Origin of the sequence: Streptomyces sp. NPDC053560, from assembly GCF_044544605.1 — a bacterium.
GTDB lineage: Bacteria > Actinomycetota > Actinomycetes > Streptomycetales > Streptomycetaceae > Streptomyces.
In genome coordinates this window covers 69,633-86,419 of the sequence record NZ_JBITXI010000023.1, presented here as the reverse complement: position 1 = coordinate 86,419, position 16,787 = coordinate 69,633, and the positions used below count along the sequence as shown (strand labels likewise).

General features: G+C 73.2%; 4 protein-coding genes. 2 read left to right on the top strand and 2 right to left on the bottom strand.

The features are described 5' to 3' along the window. On the bottom strand, positions 1-11,720 hold an 11,720-nt coding region (locus ACIGQF_RS37125), incomplete at its 3' end, for a type I polyketide synthase (protein ID WP_399720068.1). Positions 11,721-11,901: 181 nt separating this feature from the next. After that, positions 11,902-12,936, bottom strand: a complete 1,035-nt coding sequence (locus tag ACIGQF_RS37120) for a GDP-mannose 4,6-dehydratase (RefSeq protein ID WP_399720065.1) — start codon at positions 12,934-12,936, stop codon at positions 11,902-11,904. Positions 12,937-13,233: 297 nt separating this feature from the next. On the opposite strand from ACIGQF_RS37120, the gene ACIGQF_RS37115 reads away from it, so the two are divergent. Both ACIGQF_RS37115 and ACIGQF_RS37110 read left to right on the top strand, forming a co-directional pair. Further along, positions 13,234-14,988, top strand: coding sequence for an ABC transporter ATP-binding protein (locus ACIGQF_RS37115; protein WP_399720061.1), 1,755 nt, complete (start codon positions 13,234-13,236; stop codon positions 14,986-14,988). After that, on the top strand, positions 14,966-16,777 hold the full coding sequence (locus ACIGQF_RS37110) for an ABC transporter ATP-binding protein (RefSeq protein WP_399720058.1): 1,812 nt from the start codon (positions 14,966-14,968) through the stop codon (positions 16,775-16,777). Before ACIGQF_RS37115 ends, ACIGQF_RS37110 begins: the two co-directional genes overlap by 23 nt. Positions 16,778-16,787: the final 10 nt, after the last annotated feature.

The following is a 16,787-nucleotide window of genomic DNA, read 5'->3' as shown; positions in this document are numbered from 1 at the left end:
TCCAGCGACGGCGCCCCCGCAACACCCCGCAGCACATCCGTCAACGACCAGTCGGTGAACTCCCCCAGCACCTCCTCGCACTCCGCGACCCGCTCGGCGAACACCGCCGACTCATCCAGGAGTTGAGCACCCATGCCGGCCCACTGCGAACCCTGGCCGGGGAAGACGAACACCGTACGGCCATCGACGTCCGCGACGCCGCGGGCGACGATGCCCGAGGGGCCGTCCGTGGCGACGGCGTGCAGCGCGGCCAGCGGGTCACCGCCGGCCGGCGGTACGACCACGGCGCGGTGCTCGAAGAGGGCGCGCGAGGTGACGAGGGAGTGGCCGATGTCGACCGGACGGACCGCCGGACCGGCCGTCTCGATGTGCGCGTGCAGGCGGGCTGCCTGGTCGCGCAGGGCCGCGGCGCCGCGGGCGCTGAGCACCCACGGCACGACGCCGCCGACGACGGGCACGGGTGCCACGGCCGGGCGCTCCTCCTCGGGGGCGTCCTCGGCCGGCGCCTGCTCCAGCAGGACGTGGGCGTTGGTGCCGCTGATGCCGAAGGAAGAGACGGCGGCGCGGCGCGTCCGGCCGGTGGCCGGCCAGGCGGTCGCGTCGCCGAGCAGGCGCACCGTGCCGGTGGACCAGTCGACGTGCGAGGACGGCTCCTCGGCGTGCAGGGTCCGCGGCAGCAGCCCGTGCCGCAGCGCCATCACCATCTTGATGACGCTCGCGACGCCCGCTGCGGACTGGGTGTGGCCGATGTTGGACTTCACCGAGCCGAGCAGCAGGGGCTTGTCGGGGGTACGGTCACGGCCGTAGGTGGCCATCAGGGCCTGGGCCTCGATCGGGTCGCCGAGCGGCGTGCCGGTGCCGTGTGCCTCCAGGGCGTCGATGTCACCGGGCTCCAGACGGGCGTTGGCGAGGGCCTGCCGGATGACCCGCTGCTGCGAGGGGCCGTTGGGGGCGGTCAGGCCGTTGGACGCGCCGTCCTGGTTGATGGCGGAGCCGCGGATGACGGCGAGTACGGGGTGTCCGTTGCGCTGCGCGTCGGAGAGGCGCTCGACGAGGACGATGCCGACGCCCTCGGCGAGGGTCATGCCGTCGGCCGCGTCGGAGAACGCCTTGCAACGGCCGTCCTTGGCGAGCGCCCGCTGGCGGCTGAACGCGACGAACGGGTTGGGCGTCGTCATGATCGTGGCACCACCGGCGACGGCGAGCGTGCTCTCACCGTTGCGCAGCGACTGGCAGGCCAGGTGGAGGGCCACGAGCGAGGAGGAGCAGGCGGTGTCGACCGTGACGGCCGGGCCTTCGAGGCCGAAGACGTAGGAGAGCCGTCCGGACAGGACGCTGGGGCTGCTGCCGGTGACCATGTGGCCCTCGGCCCCGTCACCGGCGCCGAGACCGTACTCCTGGTAGCTGGAGCCGATGAAGGTGCCGGTCAGGCTGCCCCGTACGGTGTCCGGACTGATGCCGGCACGCTCGAAGGACTCCCAGGTGGTCTCCAGCAGGAGCCGCTGCTGCGGGTCCATGACCAGCGCCTCGCGCGGCGAGATGCCGAAGAACGTCGGGTCGAACTCGTCGGCCTCGTGCAGGAATCCGCCCTGCGTGGAGTACGTGGTGCCGGGCCGGTCGGGGTCCGGGTCGAAGAGGCCCGCGGTGTTCCAGCCGCGGTTGACGGGGAAGTCGGTGATCGCGTCGGTGCCGGAGGTGACCAGGTCCCAGAGCTGTTCCGGCGAGCTGACGCCGCCGGGGAAGCGGCAGCTCATGCCGATGACGGCGATCGGCTCGTCGTCGGCGCGCCCGGTGGCGACCGGGCCGGCGACCTCCAGCACGGAGCCGAGGATCTCGGCCCGCAGGTACTGGGCGAGCTCCAGCGGCGTCGGGTAGTCGAACACCATGGTGCTCGGCAGGGGCAGCCCGGTGGCCGAGCCGAGGCGCTTGCGCAGCTCGACGGCGGTCAGCGAGTCGAAGCCGATGTCGCGGAACGCGCGGCCTTCCGGTACGGCGTCGGCGGAGCTGTGGCCGAGCACCGTCGCGGCCTCGGCGCGGACCAGGTCGGCCAGCAGGCGGAGCTGGTCGGGCTCGGGGAGGGCGCGGACGCGGGTGACGACCTCGGAGGCGTCGGCCGGCTCGCCGTCCGCGGCGGCCAGGGCGCGGACCTCGGGCAGGTCGGCGATGAGGGCGCTGGGCCGGGCGGAGGTGAACAGCGGCGCGTACCGCGCCCAGTCCACGTCGGCGACGGTGACCGTGACGTCCTGGCGGACGACGGCGCGGCGCAGCTCGCTCATGGCGGGCGCCGGGTCGAGCAGGTCGAGGCCCTGGCGGCGCAGCGTCTCGGAGACCGCGTCGTCCGCGGCCATGCCGGCCTCGGCCCACGGCCCCCAGGCGACGCTGGTCGCGGCGAGGCCGCGGGCGCGGCGGGCAAGAGCGAGCGCGTCGAGATAGGCGTTGGCGGCGCCGTAGGCGCTCTGGTTGCCGCTCCCCCAGACGCCGGCGATGGAACCGAAGAGGACGAAGAAGTCCAGCTCGCGGTCGCCGAGCAGCTCGTCGAGGTGGGCGGCGCCGGCCAGCTTCGCGGCGGTGAGGGCGGCGAAGTCTGCGGTGCTCAGGCCGTCGAGCGGGCCGTAGTGGCCGACGCCCGCCGTGTGCACGACACCGGTCAGCGGCGCGCCGTCCGGCAGGTCCGCGAGGACGGCGGCCAGCGCGTCGCGGTCGGCGACGTCGCAGGCGACGACGGACACGGTGGGACCGGCCTGCTCCAGCTCCGCGCGCAGGTCGGCGGCGCCGGGCGCGTCGGGGCCGCGGCGGCTGGTCAGCACGAGGTGCTGAACGCCGGACGCAGCCAGCCAGCGGGCCACCTCGGCGCCGAGGCCGCCGGTGCCGCCGGTGATCAGGACGGTGCCGGAGGCGGTGAACTCGCCGGCGCCCGGCAGGGTGTCGACGGTGTGCCGGACGAGCCGGCGCCCGGACACACCGGTGGCGCGCAACGCCACCTGGTCCTCGCCGTCGGGCACGTCCTTCACGGCGAGCACCTCGGCGAGGCGCTGCCCGGCGCGCTGGTCGAAGCTGTCCGGCAGGTCGACGAGGCCGCCCCACAGCCGTGGGTGCTCCAGGGCGACGCCGCGGCCGAGGCCCCAGGCAGTGGCCTGTGCGGGGTGCGTCACCGGGTCGCCGGGGCCGGTGGAGACGGCGCCGCGGGTGGCGGTCCACAGGCGGCCCTGCGCCCCGGTGTCGGCGAGCGCCTGGACCAGGGCGACGGTCAGCGCGAGCCCCTGGGTGAGCGGTGCGCAGCCGTCGGCGGGCCGCTCGTCGAGCGGCAGCACGGACAGGACGTGCGTGCCGGCGTCCACGCCGTCGGTCTCCGCCAGGCGTGCGGCGAGGGCCGCGCGGTCGGCGCAGGCGGCGTCGAGGGCGAGGCGGCGCACCCGGGCGCCGTGCGCGCCCAGGGCGTCGGCCAGGCCGTCCAGCAGCTCGGCCTCGTCGGCCGCGGTCGCGTCGGTGGAGAGGAGCAGCCAGGTGCCGTCGAGCACGGGTGCGGCGGGCTTGCGCAGCCGCGTCCACTCCACGCGGTAGCGCAGCGTGTCGAGGAGGGTCTTCTCCTGGTTGCCGCGGCGCCATGAGGTGAGCGCGGGCAGCAGCGAGTCGAGCGGCGTGAGGTCCTGCTCGCCCAGGCCGAGGATGGTGGCCAGCTCGCCCGCGTCACCGCGCTCCACGGCGGCCCACAGCTGCTGGTCCGCGGGGTCGGTGCCGGGCGCGGTGGTCAGGGCCGGCAGCTGGGGCCAGTAGAACTCGTGCTGGAAGGCGTAGGTCGGCAGGTCGACGCGCCGGGCGCCGGTGCCGGCGAAGTAGGCGGCCCAGTCGATGTCCAGGCCGTGCACCTGGAGGCGGGCCAGCGCGGTGGCGGCGGCGAGGTCCTCGCCGCGGTCGGCGCGCAGGAACGGCACGACCTCGGCGTCGTGCTCGTCGCCGAGCGTGTCCTGGGCCATCGCGGTGAGCAGCCCGTCGGGGCCGAGCTCCAGGAAGGTGGTGGTGCCGGCGTCGCGCAAGGTGCGGACGCAGTCGGCGAAGCGTACGGCCTCGCGGACGTGGCGGACCCAGTAGTCCGCGGTGCACACCTGCGCGTCGTCGACGCGCTCACCGGTGAGGTCGGAGACGAGGGGGATGCGCGGCGCGGCGTACGAGAGCCCCTCGGCGACCGTGCGGAACGCGTCGAGCATGGGATCCATGTGCGGCGAGTGGAAGGCATGGCTCACCCGCAGCCGCTTGGTCCTGCGGCCCTGCTCGGCGAAGGCGTCGGCGATCTCCTGCACGGCGTCCTCGTCGCCCGATACGACGACGGAGGCGGGGCCGTTCACGGCGGCCAGCGACACGCGCTCGCCGAGCAGCGGTGCGACCTCGTCCTCGGCGGCCTGTACGGCGATCATGGCACCGCCGGCCGGGAGCGCCTGCATGAGGGTGGCGCGGGCGGCGACCAGCCGGCAGGCGTCCGCCAGGGAAAGGACCCCGGCCACGTGCGCGGCGGCGATCTCGCCGATGGAGTGGCCGGTCACGAAGTCGGCGCGGACGCCCCAGCTCTCCACGAGCCGGTACAGAGCGACCTCGATCGCGAAGAGCGCGGGCTGGGTCCAGCCGGTGTCGCCCAGGAGAGCGGCCTCGTCGGTGCCCTCCGCGGCGAACACCACTTCGCGCAGGGGCCGGTCGAGCAGCGGGTCGAACGCGGCGCAGACCTCGTCGAACGCCGCGGCGAACGCCGGCTGGGTTTCGTACAGTTCGCGCCCCATGGCGGCACGCTGGCTGCCCTGGCCGGTGAACATGACCGCGGTTCTGCCGCGTCGCGCGACCTCGCCCTCGACGAGGGCCGGGTCGGGCCGGCCGGTGGCGAGCGCGCTCAGGGAGGCGAGGAGCCCGTCGCGGTCCTGGGTCACCACGGCGGCCCGCTGGTCGAAGCGGGACCGGGTGGTGGCGAGGGAGTGCGCGACGTCCACGAGGGCGGCGTCGGGGCGTTCCTGGAGGTGGGCGAGCAGGCGGGCGGCCTGGCCGCGCAGGGCGTCGCGGCTGCGCGCGGAGAGCAGCAGCGGCAGCGCACCCGGGGTGCGGCGCGGCGCGGTGGGCTCCGGGGCCTTGGCGGCGGGCGCCTGCTCGATGACGGTGTGCACGTTGGTGCCGCTGATGCCGAAGGAGGACACACCCGCACGGCGCGGCCGGCCGGTCTCGGGCCAGGCCGTCGTGTCCGACAGCAGCTCGACGGCGCCTTCGGACCAGTCCACGTGCGAGGACGGCGCATCCACGTGCAACGTCTGCGGCAGTGTGCCGTGCCGCATCGCCATCACCATCTTGATGACACCCGCCACACCGGCCGCGGCCTGCGTGTGACCGATGTTGGACTTCACCGATCCCAGCAACAACGGCCGCGCCGGATCACGGTCCCGGCCGTAGGTGGCGATGAGCGCCTGCGCCTCGATCGGATCACCCAACGTCGTACCCGTACCATGCGCCTCGACCACATCCACATCAACCGTGGAGAGGCCGGCACTCGCCAGCGCCTGACGGATGACCCGCTGCTGCGACGGGCCGTTCGGCGCGGTCAGACCGTTGGACGCACCGTCCTGATTGACCGCCGAACCCCGCACCACCGCCAAAATCTCATGCCCGTTACGGAGGGCATCGGACTGACGCTCCAGCACCAGCACGCCCACCCCCTCGGACCAACCCACACCATCCGCGGCCTCGGCGAACGCCTTGCAGCGGCCATCGGGCGACAGCCCCCGCTGACGGGCGAAGTCCACGAACACCGACGGCGTCGACATCACCGTCACACCACCGGCCAGCGCCAGCGAGCACTCCCCGCTGCGCAGAGCCTGCATCGCCCAGTGCATCGCCACCAGCGAGCTGGAGCAGGCGGTGTCGACGGTGACCGCCGGCCCCTCCAGACCCAGCGTGTACGACACCCGGCCCGACGCCAGACTCGGCGAACTGCCACTGCCCTGGAACCCCTCGAACTCGGGGTGGGCGAGAACGGCGCTGTAGTCGCTGTACATCACACCGGCGAACACACCGGTCGCACTGCCCCGCAGCGACACCGGATCGATACCGGCCCGCTCGATCGCCTCCCAGGAGGACTCCAGCAGCAGCCGCTGCTGCGAGTCGGTCGCCAAAGCCTCCCGCGGACTCATCCCGAAGAACGCCGGGTCGAACTCACCCGCATCGTGCAGGAAGCCACCGGAGCGGGTGTATGCGGTGCCCGGGTGGTCGGGGTCCGGGTGGTAGAGGGAGTCGACGTCCCAGCCGCGGTTGGTCGGGAAGCCGGAGACCGCGTCGGTGCCTTCGGTGACGAGGCGCCACAGGTCCTCGGGCGAGCCGACGCCGCCCGGGTAGCGGCAGGCCATGCCGACGATCACGATCGGGTCGTCGGCCACCGCCGCCGTACGCTGTGCGGCCGGCAGCACCTCGGCATCGGTGCCCAGCAGCTCGTCCAGGACGTACGCGGCGAGGTGGCGGACGGTCGGGTAGTCGAAGACGAGGGTGGCCGGCAGCCGCAGTCCGGTGACCGTGTTGAGGCGGTTGCGGAGCTCGACGGCGGTCAGGGAGTCGAAGCCGAGGTCGCGGAAGGCCCGCCCGGCGTCGATGTCGTTGCCGGTGGCGTGCCCGAGGACCAGCGCGACCTGGCCGCGGACGAGGTCCAGGACGAGTTCGTCACGGCCTTCCCCGTCGAGCCGGCCCAGGCGTTGGGCGAGGCCGGTCGCGGTGGCGGACCCGGCGACGGCGGCGCGGCGGGAGCGGGTACGGATCAGCGACCGCAGCAGCGGCGGCACCTCACCCTGCCCGCGCAGGACGGGCAGGTCGAGACGGACGGGGGCCAGCACGGCGTCATCACCGGCGAGCGCCGCGTCGAAGAGGGCGAGGCCCTGCTCCGCCGAGAGCGGCGGAACACCGGAACGGGCGAGGCGCTCGGCATCCGCCTCCGTCAGCGTCCCCGTCATGCCGCCGGACCGCTCCCACGGCCCCCAGGCCAGCGACAGACCCGGCAGACCCGCCGCCCGGCGCCGCTCCATCAACGCGTCGAGGAAAGCATTTCCAGCAGCGTAATTGGCCTGGCCCGGACTGCCGAAGACACCGGCGACGGAAGAGAAGACGACAAACGCATCCAGGTTCCGGTCCCGGGTGAGTTCGTGCAGATGCCAGGCCGCGTCCGCCTTCGGGCGCAGGACCTTCGACAGCCGCTCCGGCGTCAGCGACGCCACCATGCCGTCATCGAGCACGCCCGCCGCATGGATCACGGACGACACCGCGTGCTGGTCGAGCAGCTCAGCCACCGCTGCCCGCTCGGTCACGTCACAGGCGACCACCGTCGCCCCCGCACCGGACTCGGCGAGCTCGGCAACCAACTCCGCGGCACCATCGGCCGCTTCCCCACGCCGGCTGACCAACAGCAGGTCCCGCACACCGTACTCGGCCACCAGATGCCGGGCGACCAGGGCCCCCAGACCGCCCGTACCACCGGTGATCAGGACGGAACCGGTGTCGCCGAACACGGGAGCGGTAGCGGTCGCTCCGGGGGCGGGGCGGCGGACCAGGCGGGCGGCGCCGAGGGTGCCGCCGCGCTCGGCGAGCTGCGGTTCGTCACTGGTGAGGGCGGCGGCCGGCAGGGTCGTCGGGTCGGCGTCCGGGTCGAGGTCGAGCAGGGCGAAGCGGCCCGGGTTCTCGGACTGGGCGGACCGCACCAGGCCCCATACCGCGGCCGCGGCCACGTCGTGTCCGGTCGTGGCGCCCCGCGTCACGAAGACCAGGCGGGTGTCGGCGAAGCGCGCGTCGTCCTGGTCGAGCCAGGTCTGTACGGCGCCGAGCGCGTCGGCGGTGCGCTGATGGGCGGCTTCGCCCGGGTCGGTGCCGTCGCCGGTGACGGGCAGGAGGACGGTGGCCGGGGCCGGGCCGTCCGCCGCCGTCAGGGCCGCGAGGTCCTCGTAGGCGGCGGCGCCGACGAGCGCGGGGTGGGCCAGCAGGCCGAAGGGGTCGGTACCGATGAGGGCCACGGTGCCGAGGTCGGAACGGGCGGCCCGTACCGGCGTCCAGTCCAGGCGGAACAGGGCGTCGCGGAGGGCCGCGGCGGCCGCGTCGAGACGGCGGGCCGCGACGGGGCGCAGGACGAGCGAGTCGACGGAGACGACCGGCTCGCCGGCGCCGTCGGCGACGGTGATGGCGAGCGCGTCATCGGCCACGGGGGTCAGGCGCACCCGCAGGGTGGTGGCGCCGCTCGCGTGGAGCTGGACGCCCTCCCAGGAGAAGGGCAGGCCGCCGCGGCCGTTCTCGCCGAGGTCGGCGAAGGACGCGGCGTGCAGGGCGGCGTCGAGCAGGGCGGGGTGCAGGCCGAACGCCTCGGCGTCGGACCGACCCGCCTCGGGCAGGACGACCTCGGCGTAGACCGCGTCGCCGTGTCGCCAGGCCGCGCGCAGGCCCTGGAAGACCGGGCCGTAGCCGAAACCGCCGTCGGCGAGCCGGTCGTAGATGCCGTCCAGGTCCAGGGCTTCGGCGCCGGCCGGGGGCCACTGGGCCGTGTCGAGGGTGGCCGCCCGGCCGGGGGTGGTGTCGGCGGGGGCGAGGACGCCTGTGGCGTGCGAGGTCCACGGTGCGTCGTCCGCCGTGTCGGGGCGCGAGTAGACGTTGACGGTGCGGCGGCCCGACTCGTCCGGGTTGCCGATCCAGAGCTGGACCTGGATGCCGCCCTGCTCGGGCAGGATCAGCGGCGCGGCGAGGGTGAGTTCCTCGACGCGGTCGCAGCCGACCTCGTCGCCGGCGCGGATGGCCAGTTCGAGGAAGGCGGTGCCGGGCAGCAGGGTGGTGCCGCGGACGGCGTGGTCGGCGAGCCAGGGGTGAGTCTGGAGGGAGAGCCGGCCGGTGAGGAGCGCGCCTTCGGAGTCGGCGAGGGAGACGGCGGCGGAGAGCAGCGGGTGGTGGGCGGCGCCGAGTCCGACGGAGCGGAGGTCGGCGGCGCCGCTCTGGAGGGCCTTGGGCCAGTAGCGGCGGCGCTGGAAGGCGTACGTCGGCAGGTCCGTGCGGCGGGCGCCGGTGCCGGTGAACGCGGCGTCCCAGCGGACGGCGGTGCCGTGGACGTGCAGGCCGGCGAGGGCGGCGGTGAAGGTGCGGTCCTCGGGGCGCCCCGCGCGCAGGGCGGGAAGGGCGACGGCGTCGGAGCCGGCGGCGTCCAGGCAGTCCTGCGCCATGGCGGCGAGGACGCTGTCCGGGCCGAGTTCGAGGAAGGCGGTGACGTCGTGGCGGGCGAGCCAGTCGACGCCGTCGGAGAAGCGGACGGTGCGGCGGACGTGGTCGACCCAGTAGTCGGGGGAGGTGAGCTGGGCGACGGTGGCGGGCTCGCCGGTGACGTTGGAGACGAGGGGGATGAGCGGCGGCTGGAACGTGAGGTCGGTGACGACGGCCCGGAAGGCGTCGAGCATCGGTTCCATGAGCGGCGAGTGGAACGCGTGCGAGACGCGCAGCCGTCGGGTCTTCCGGCCGTCGGCGGCGAGCCGCGCGGCCAGCTCGGTGACGGTGGTGTCGTCGCCGGAGAGGACGACGGCCGAGGGGCCGTTGACGGCGGCGACGGACACCCGGTCCTCGTACCCGGCGAGCAGCGGGGCGACCTCGTCCTCGCCGGCCTGGACGGCGACCATGGCGCCGCCCTCGGGCAGGGCCTGCATGAGGCGGCCGCGGGCGGCGACGAGGGCGGCGGCGTCTTCGAGGGAGAGGACGCCGGCGACGTGCGCGGCGGCGATCTCGCCGATGGAGTGACCGGTGAGGTGGTCGGCCTGGACGCCGAGGGACTCGACGAGGCGGTAGAGGGCCACCTCGACGGCGAAGAGCGCGGGCTGGGCGTATTCGGTGCGGTCCAGCAGCTCGGCGTCCTCGCCCCACAGCACCTCGCGCAGCGGGCGGTCGAGGTGCGGGCCGAAGGCGTCGGACACGGCGTCCAGCGCGGTGGCGAACGCCGGGAACCGGCCGGCGAGTTCGCGGCCGGCGCCGAGGCGCTGGGCGCCCTGGCCGGTGAAGAGCACGGCGAGGCGGGCCCCGGGCCGTACGGTGCCGGTGACGGCGTCCGGGGTCGCGGCCAGTTCGGCGTCCTCGGCGAGCGCGGTGAGGCCCGCGGTGAGCGTCTCCCGGTCGGAGGCGAGCAACACGGCGCGGTGCTCGAAGCCGGCGCGGGTGGTGGCCAGCGAGTACGCGGTGTCCAGGAGTCTCGGCGGGGCGGCGGCGTCGAGGGTGGCGAGGAGTGCGGCGGCCTGGGCGCGCAGCGCGTCCGGGGTGCGGCCGGAGAGCAGCACGGGCAGGGTGCCGGTCTCGACGACGGTCGCCTCCGGCGTCTCGTCGGACTCGCCCCGGGGCTGCGGCTCGGGGGCCTGCTCGATGATGGTGTGGGCGTTGGTGCCGCTGATGCCGAAGGAGGACACGGCAGCGCGGCGCGGGGCGCCGGTCGTGGGCCAGTCGGTGTTCTCGGTGACGAGGCGTACGGCGCCCTGCGACCAGTCGACGTGGTGGGTGGGTTCCTCGGCGAGGAGGGTGCGGGGCAGCACGCCGTGCCGCATCGCCATGACCATCTTGATGACACCGGCGACACCGGCGGCGGCCTGGGTGTGGCTGATGTTGGACTTCACCGAGCCGAGCAGCAGCGGCCGGCCCTCGGGCCGGTTCTGCCCGTACGTGGCCAGCAGCGCCTGGGCCTCGACGGGGTCGCCGAGGGCGGTACCGGTGCCGTGTGCCTCGACGGCGTCGATGTCGCCGGCCGCGAGCCGGGCGTTTACCAGCGCCTGCTGGATGACTTCCTGCTGCGAGGGACCGTTGGGGGCGGTCAGGCCGTTGGAGGCGCCGTCCTGGTTGACGGCGGTGCCGCGGACGACCGCCAGGATGTCGTGGCCGTTGCGCACGGCGTCGGAGAGGCGTTCCAGGACGAGGATGCCAACGCCTTCGGCCCAGCCGGTGCCGTCGGCGGTGTTCCCGAAGGAGCGGCAGCGGCCGTCCGGTGACAGGCCGCCCTGGCGGCCCATCTCGATGAAGGTGCCGGGGCCCGACATGACGGTGACGCCGCCGGCCAGGGCGAGGGTGCACTCGCCGGCGCGCAGGGCCTGGGTGGCGAGGTGGACGGCGACGAGCGAGGAGGAGCAGGCGGTGTCGACCGTGACGGCCGGGCCGACCGTGCCGAAGGTGTAGGAGATGCGGCCCGAGAGCACGCTGCCGGTGTTGCCGGTGAGCTGGAAGCCCTCGGCGCCGTCGGCGGGACCGACGCGGTAGTCCTGGGCCATCGCGCCGATGAAGACACCGGTCCTGCTGCCCTTGACGGATGTCGGGTCGATGCTGGCGCGTTCGAAGGCTTCCCAGGCGGATTCCAGGACGACGCGTTGCTGCGGGTCCATGGCGACGGCCTCGCGCGGCGAAATACCGAAGAAGTCCGCGTCGAAGTCGGGTGCCTCGTGCAGGAACCCACCGGAGGACGTCGGCGAGGAGGCGAGTGCCTCCATGTCCCAGCCGCGGTCGGTGGGGAAGGGCGTGACGCCGTTCTCACCGGCCTGGACCATGCGCCACAGGTCTTCGGGACTGCGGACCCCACCGGGGTAGCGGCAGGTCATACCGACGATGGCGACCGGCTCCTGGGCCGCCGACTCCAGCTCACTCACGCGCCGCCGAGTGCGTCGAAGGTCGGCCGTCGCAAGCTTGAGGTAGTCCCGGAGTTTCTGTTCGTTGTCCATCTCAACTCAACCCATCTCGACAGCCGACGGCCGCACGTAATTCGCGCCCGACAATTCGCGCCGCCCGTGCGGCGCGACGTCGAATCGCCACATGGATCCGCCACTCATCGGGGGAAGCCATGCGGCGATTGTCGTCCTGAATCCGGCAGGAAATCCCTAGTGTTCGGAGAGCTCTGGTCCATCACCAGCTGGCGGCGAGCAGAACGTCGCCGTATTGGTTTTCACGGGCCACCTGCGCGAGGTCGGAATCGACCATCATGCGCATGAGTTCAGGGAAGTCGACCTCCGGCTTCCAGCCCAGGCGGTGCTCCGCCTTGGAGCTGTCGGCGCACAGCACCTCGACCTCCGCGGGGCGCACCAGCGCGGGGTCGATCACCACGTGGTCCTGCCAGTCGAGGTCGACGTGCTCGAAGGCGAGGCGGACCGCGTCGCGGACGGAGTGCATCTGACCGGTGCCGATGACGTAGTCGTCGCCGGCGTCCTCCTGGAGCATCAGGTGCATGGCGCGGACGTAGTCGCCGGCGTAGCCCCAGTCGCGCACCGCGTCGAGGTTGCCGAGCGACAGCTTCTCCTGCAGGCCGAGCTTGATGCGGGCGACGGCCAGGGAGATCTTCCGGGTCACGAACTCCTGGCCGCGGCGCGGCGACTCGTGATTGAAGAGCATGCCGGAGACCGCGTACATGCCGAAGGACTCGCGGTAGTTGCGGGTGATGTAGTGGCCGTACGCCTTGGCTGCGCCGTAGGGGCTGCGCGGGTGGAAGAGCGTCGTCTCACGCTGCGGCGTCTCGGCCGCCTTGCCGAACATCTCCGAGGAGGACGCCTGGTAGAAGCGGATCTGCCCCTCGGTGCCCGCGGTGCGGGAGATGCTGAGGCCGCTGACCATGCGGATGGCCTCCAGCATGCGCAGCACGCCCATGCCGTTGACCTCGGTGACCAGCTCGGCCTGCTGCCAGGACATCGGCACGAACGAGATCGCACCGAGGTTGTAGACCTCGTCGGGTTGCACGGCGTCGACCGCGGAGACCAGGCTGCCCTGGTCCATGAGGTCGCCGTCGATGAAGTTCAGCTCGGAGACGAGGCGGCTGACGCGGGACTTGCGGGGGTTGGCCTGGCCGCGGATCAGGCCCCAGACCTGGTAGCCCTGCGCCAGCAGGTGTTCCGCCAGATAGGAGCCGTCCTGGCCGGTGATTCCGGTGATGAGCGCTCGTTTGGACATGGCAAACCCTTCTCGACCACGGAGAGACCGTCCAAACGCTTTGAGCTCGGCCGACGACCTGGCATCGAATACGCAGTCCGGACGATAGACATCGGCACGCTCGCAAGCGCCGTCGGAAGCTGTCAATGAAATCCGGGCTTTCTAGGGAATTCCTGAGTGCCGGCCCGGATTCGGCCGCGGCGGCCACGAACACTAGGGAAATCCGGGCGCTCCGTGCGGTCCAATGGCCGGGCCGGCGTGCTGGCCGGCGCCGTCCACCGCGCAGCCGCGGGCCGCCGTCAAACAGGGTGACGATACGTGCTGTTGAAACTCCTGCGCACACAACTGCGCTCGCGCGCACGGGCCGTCGGGTCCCTCGTCGTCCTGCAGATGGTGCAGATCCTCGGCACGTTGCTGTTGCCGACGTTCGGTGCCGCGCTCATCGACGAAGGGGTGGTCCGCTCGGACAGCGGGCGGATCACCGAGTTGGGTGCCGTAATGCTCGTCGTGGCACTGGTGCAGATCGCCGCGGCACTCGGCGCGGCGGCACTCGGTGCGCGGACCTCGACCGCGATCGGCCGTGACCTGCGCGGCCTGGTCTTCCGGCGCATCCTGGACTTCTCCGCCCGTGAGGTCGGCCGGTTCGGTACGCCGTCGCTGCTGACCCGGTCGGTGAACGACGTGCAGCAGGTGCAGAACCTCACCCAGTCGGGCCTCGGGATCGTGGTCTCCGCGCCGTTGATGTGCCTGGGCAGTGTGCTGCTGGCCCTGCGCCAGGACGTGCCGCTGGCTCTGGTCCTGGTCCTCCTGGTGCTGGTGGTGGCCGTCTGCTTCGGCCTGCTGCTGGCCCGCATGGGCACCCTGTACGCGCGCATGCAAGTGACACTGGACCGGCTGGGGCAGCTGCTGCGGGAGCGGATCACCGGGGTGCGCGTGGTGCGTTCCTTCGTCCGCGACGACTACGAGCGGGACCGCTTCACCCGGACCAACGACGCGTTCCTCGACGTTTCGCAGCGCGTCGGGCGGCTCATCGCGACGATGCTGCCGGTCGTGCTGCTCCTGATGAATAGCTTCACGGTCGCCCTGCTGTGGGTCGGCGCCCGGCGCATCGACGCGGGCAGCATGCGGATCGGGGCGCTCAGCGCGTTCCTCAGCTATCTGTCGCTCATCCTGATGTCCGTCGTGATGGTCGCCTTCGTGTTCCTGTCGGTGCCGCGTGCCCGCGTGTGCGCCGGCCGCATCCAGGAGGTCCTCGACGCCGGGACGAGCGTGGTGCCGCCGCGGGCGCCGCAGCCGATGCGCGGCCCGGCGGGCCGGGTCGAGCTGCGCGGTGCCGAGTTCCGTTATCCGGGCGCCGAGAAGGCCGTCCTGCGGGACATCGACCTGACACTGGAGCCGGGCGAGCGGATCGCCGTGCTCGGCAGCACCGGCAGCGGCAAGACCACGCTGCTCAACCTGGTACTGCGGCTGTTCGACACGACCGCCGGGACGGTACGGGTCGGCGGCACCGACGTCCGCGACCTGGACCCGGCGGTCCTCAGCGCCGCCGTGGGGCTCGTACCGCAGCGCCCGTACCTCTTCTCCGGCACCGTCGCGAGCAACCTGCGCTTCGGTCGTCCGGCCGCCACCGATGAGGAGCTGTGGGAGGCCCTGCGCATCGCGCAGGCCGACGACTTCGTCGCCCGGCTGCCCGGCGGCCTCGACGCGGAGATCGCCCAGGGCGGCACGAACGTCTCCGGCGGGCAGCGGCAGCGGCTGGCCATCGCGCGGACCCTGCTGCGCCGGCCCGACGTCTACCTCTTCGACGACTCCTTCTCGGCGCTCGACCACGCCACGGACGCCGCGCTGCGGACCGCGCTCGCGCCGTACACCGCAGGCGCGACGGTGATCACCGTCGCGCAGCGGATCGCCACCGTCCGCGACGCCGGCCGGATCATCGTCCTGGACGAGGGCCGGGTGGCCGCCACCGGCACCCACGACGCGCTGCTGCGCGACAGTCCGACCTACCGCGAGATCGCGCTCTCGCAGCTCACCGAGGAGGAAGCCGCCCATGGCCCCGCCGGACGTCCCTGAGGAGCACGAGGCGGCCCGGCCGGCCCGCCGGCTCGTCGGCCTGTTGCGCCCGCACCGCCGCTCCGTGGCGCTCGCCCTGGTGATGGGCGTCGGCGGCATCGTGCTCAACGCGTTCGGGCCGCTGCTCCTCGGCCGGATCACCGATCTGATCGCCGACGGCGTGCTCGGCGACGGCGGCCCGGCGGACGGTATCGACTTCGGCGTGATCGGCCGGCTGCTGCTCGTGCTGCTGGCCCTGTACGGCGTGGCGTCGCTGTTCATGCTGGCGCAGGGGCGGCTGGTGGCGGCCACGGTCTGGCGCGTCATCCACGACCTGCGGCAGCGGGCGCAGGACAAACTGTCGCGGCTGCCGCTGCGCCACTTCGACCGGCACCCGGCAGGCGAGGTGCTCAGCCGCACCACCAACGACATCGACAACCTCCAGCAGACCCTGCAGCAGACCCTCGCCGAACTGATCACCTCGGTCTTCTCGTTGCTCACGATGGTGGTCCTGATGCTGGTGATCTCGCCGTCGCTGGCCGGCGTGATGCTGCTGAGCGTGCCGGTCTCCGGGGTGCTCGCGGCCTGGATCGGCAAGCGTGCCCGGCCGCACTTCACGGCGCAGTGGTCGGCCAACGGCACCCTGAACGCACATGTGGAGGAGGTCTGCAGCGGCCACTCGCTGGTCAAGGGCTTCGACCGGCGGGCCGAGGTCGAGCGGCGCTTCGACGCCTGCAACGACGCGGTCTACCGGGCGGGCGCCAAGGCGCAGTTCGCGTCCGGTGCGATGGAACCCGTCATGATGTTCGTCGCCAACCTCGGCTATGTGCTGGTCGCCGTCGTCGGCGCCTGGAAGATCGTGGACGGTTCGCTGACCCTGGGCGACGTGCAGGCGTTCATCCTGTACGCGCGCCAGTTCAGCCAGCCCATCGTGGAGATCGCCTCGGTGGCGGGCCGGCTCCAGTCGGGAGTCGCCTCCGCGCAGCGCGTGTTCACCCTGCTCGACGCCCCGGAGCAGGCCCCCGATCCACAGCGGCCGCAGACCCCGGCGCGCGCCGCGGGCCGGGTGGAGTTCCGGCAGGTGTCCTTCCGCTACTCCCCCGACACCCCCATCATCGAGGGCCTGTCGCTCACGGTGGAGCCGGGCAGCACCGTGGCGATCGTCGGCCCGACCGGCGCGGGCAAGACCACGCTCGGCAACCTCCTGATGCGCTTCTACGAGGTGGACTCCGGCCGCATCCTCCTGGACGGCACCGACACCGCCACGATGACCCGCGCCGACCTGCGCTCCCGCTTCGGGCTCGTGCTCCAGGACACCTGGCTGTTCGGTGGCACCATCGCCGAGAACATCGCGTACGGCGCCCCCGGCGCGACCCGCGCGGACATCGAGGAGGCCGCCCGCGCGACCTGCGCCGACCGCTTCATCCGCACGCTGCCGCAGGGGTACGACACGGTCCTGGACGACGAGTCGTCGACCGTCAGCGCCGGCGAGAAGCAGCTGATCACGGTCGCCCGGGCGTTCCTCGCGCGGCCGGCCGTCCTCGTGCTCGACGAGGCGACCAGCTCCGTGGACACGCGCACCGAGGTGTTGATCCAGCGCGCCATGAACACCCTGCGCGCCGGCCGGACGAGCTTCGTCATCGCCCACCGTCTCTCCACGATCCGTGACGCCGACCTGATCGTGGTGATGGACGGCGGCCGGATCGTCGAGCGGGGCACGCACCACGAACTCCTGCGCGCAGGCGGGCTGTACGCTCGGCTCCACGCGTCGCGGGCCCCAGTGACCACCACCGCCCCGCCAGCCGGCTGAACCGACGAAG

What these genes read in the sequence shown, in the direction of transcription:
- ACIGQF_RS37120 (WP_399720065.1), bottom strand. Translation starts at nt 12,936, where the DNA reads ATGTCCAAACGAGCGCTCATCACCGGAATCACCGGCCAGGACGGCTCC.
- ACIGQF_RS37110 (WP_399720058.1), top strand. Translation starts at nt 14,966, where the DNA reads ATGGCCCCGCCGGACGTCCCTGAGGAGCACGAGGCGGCCCGGCCGGCC.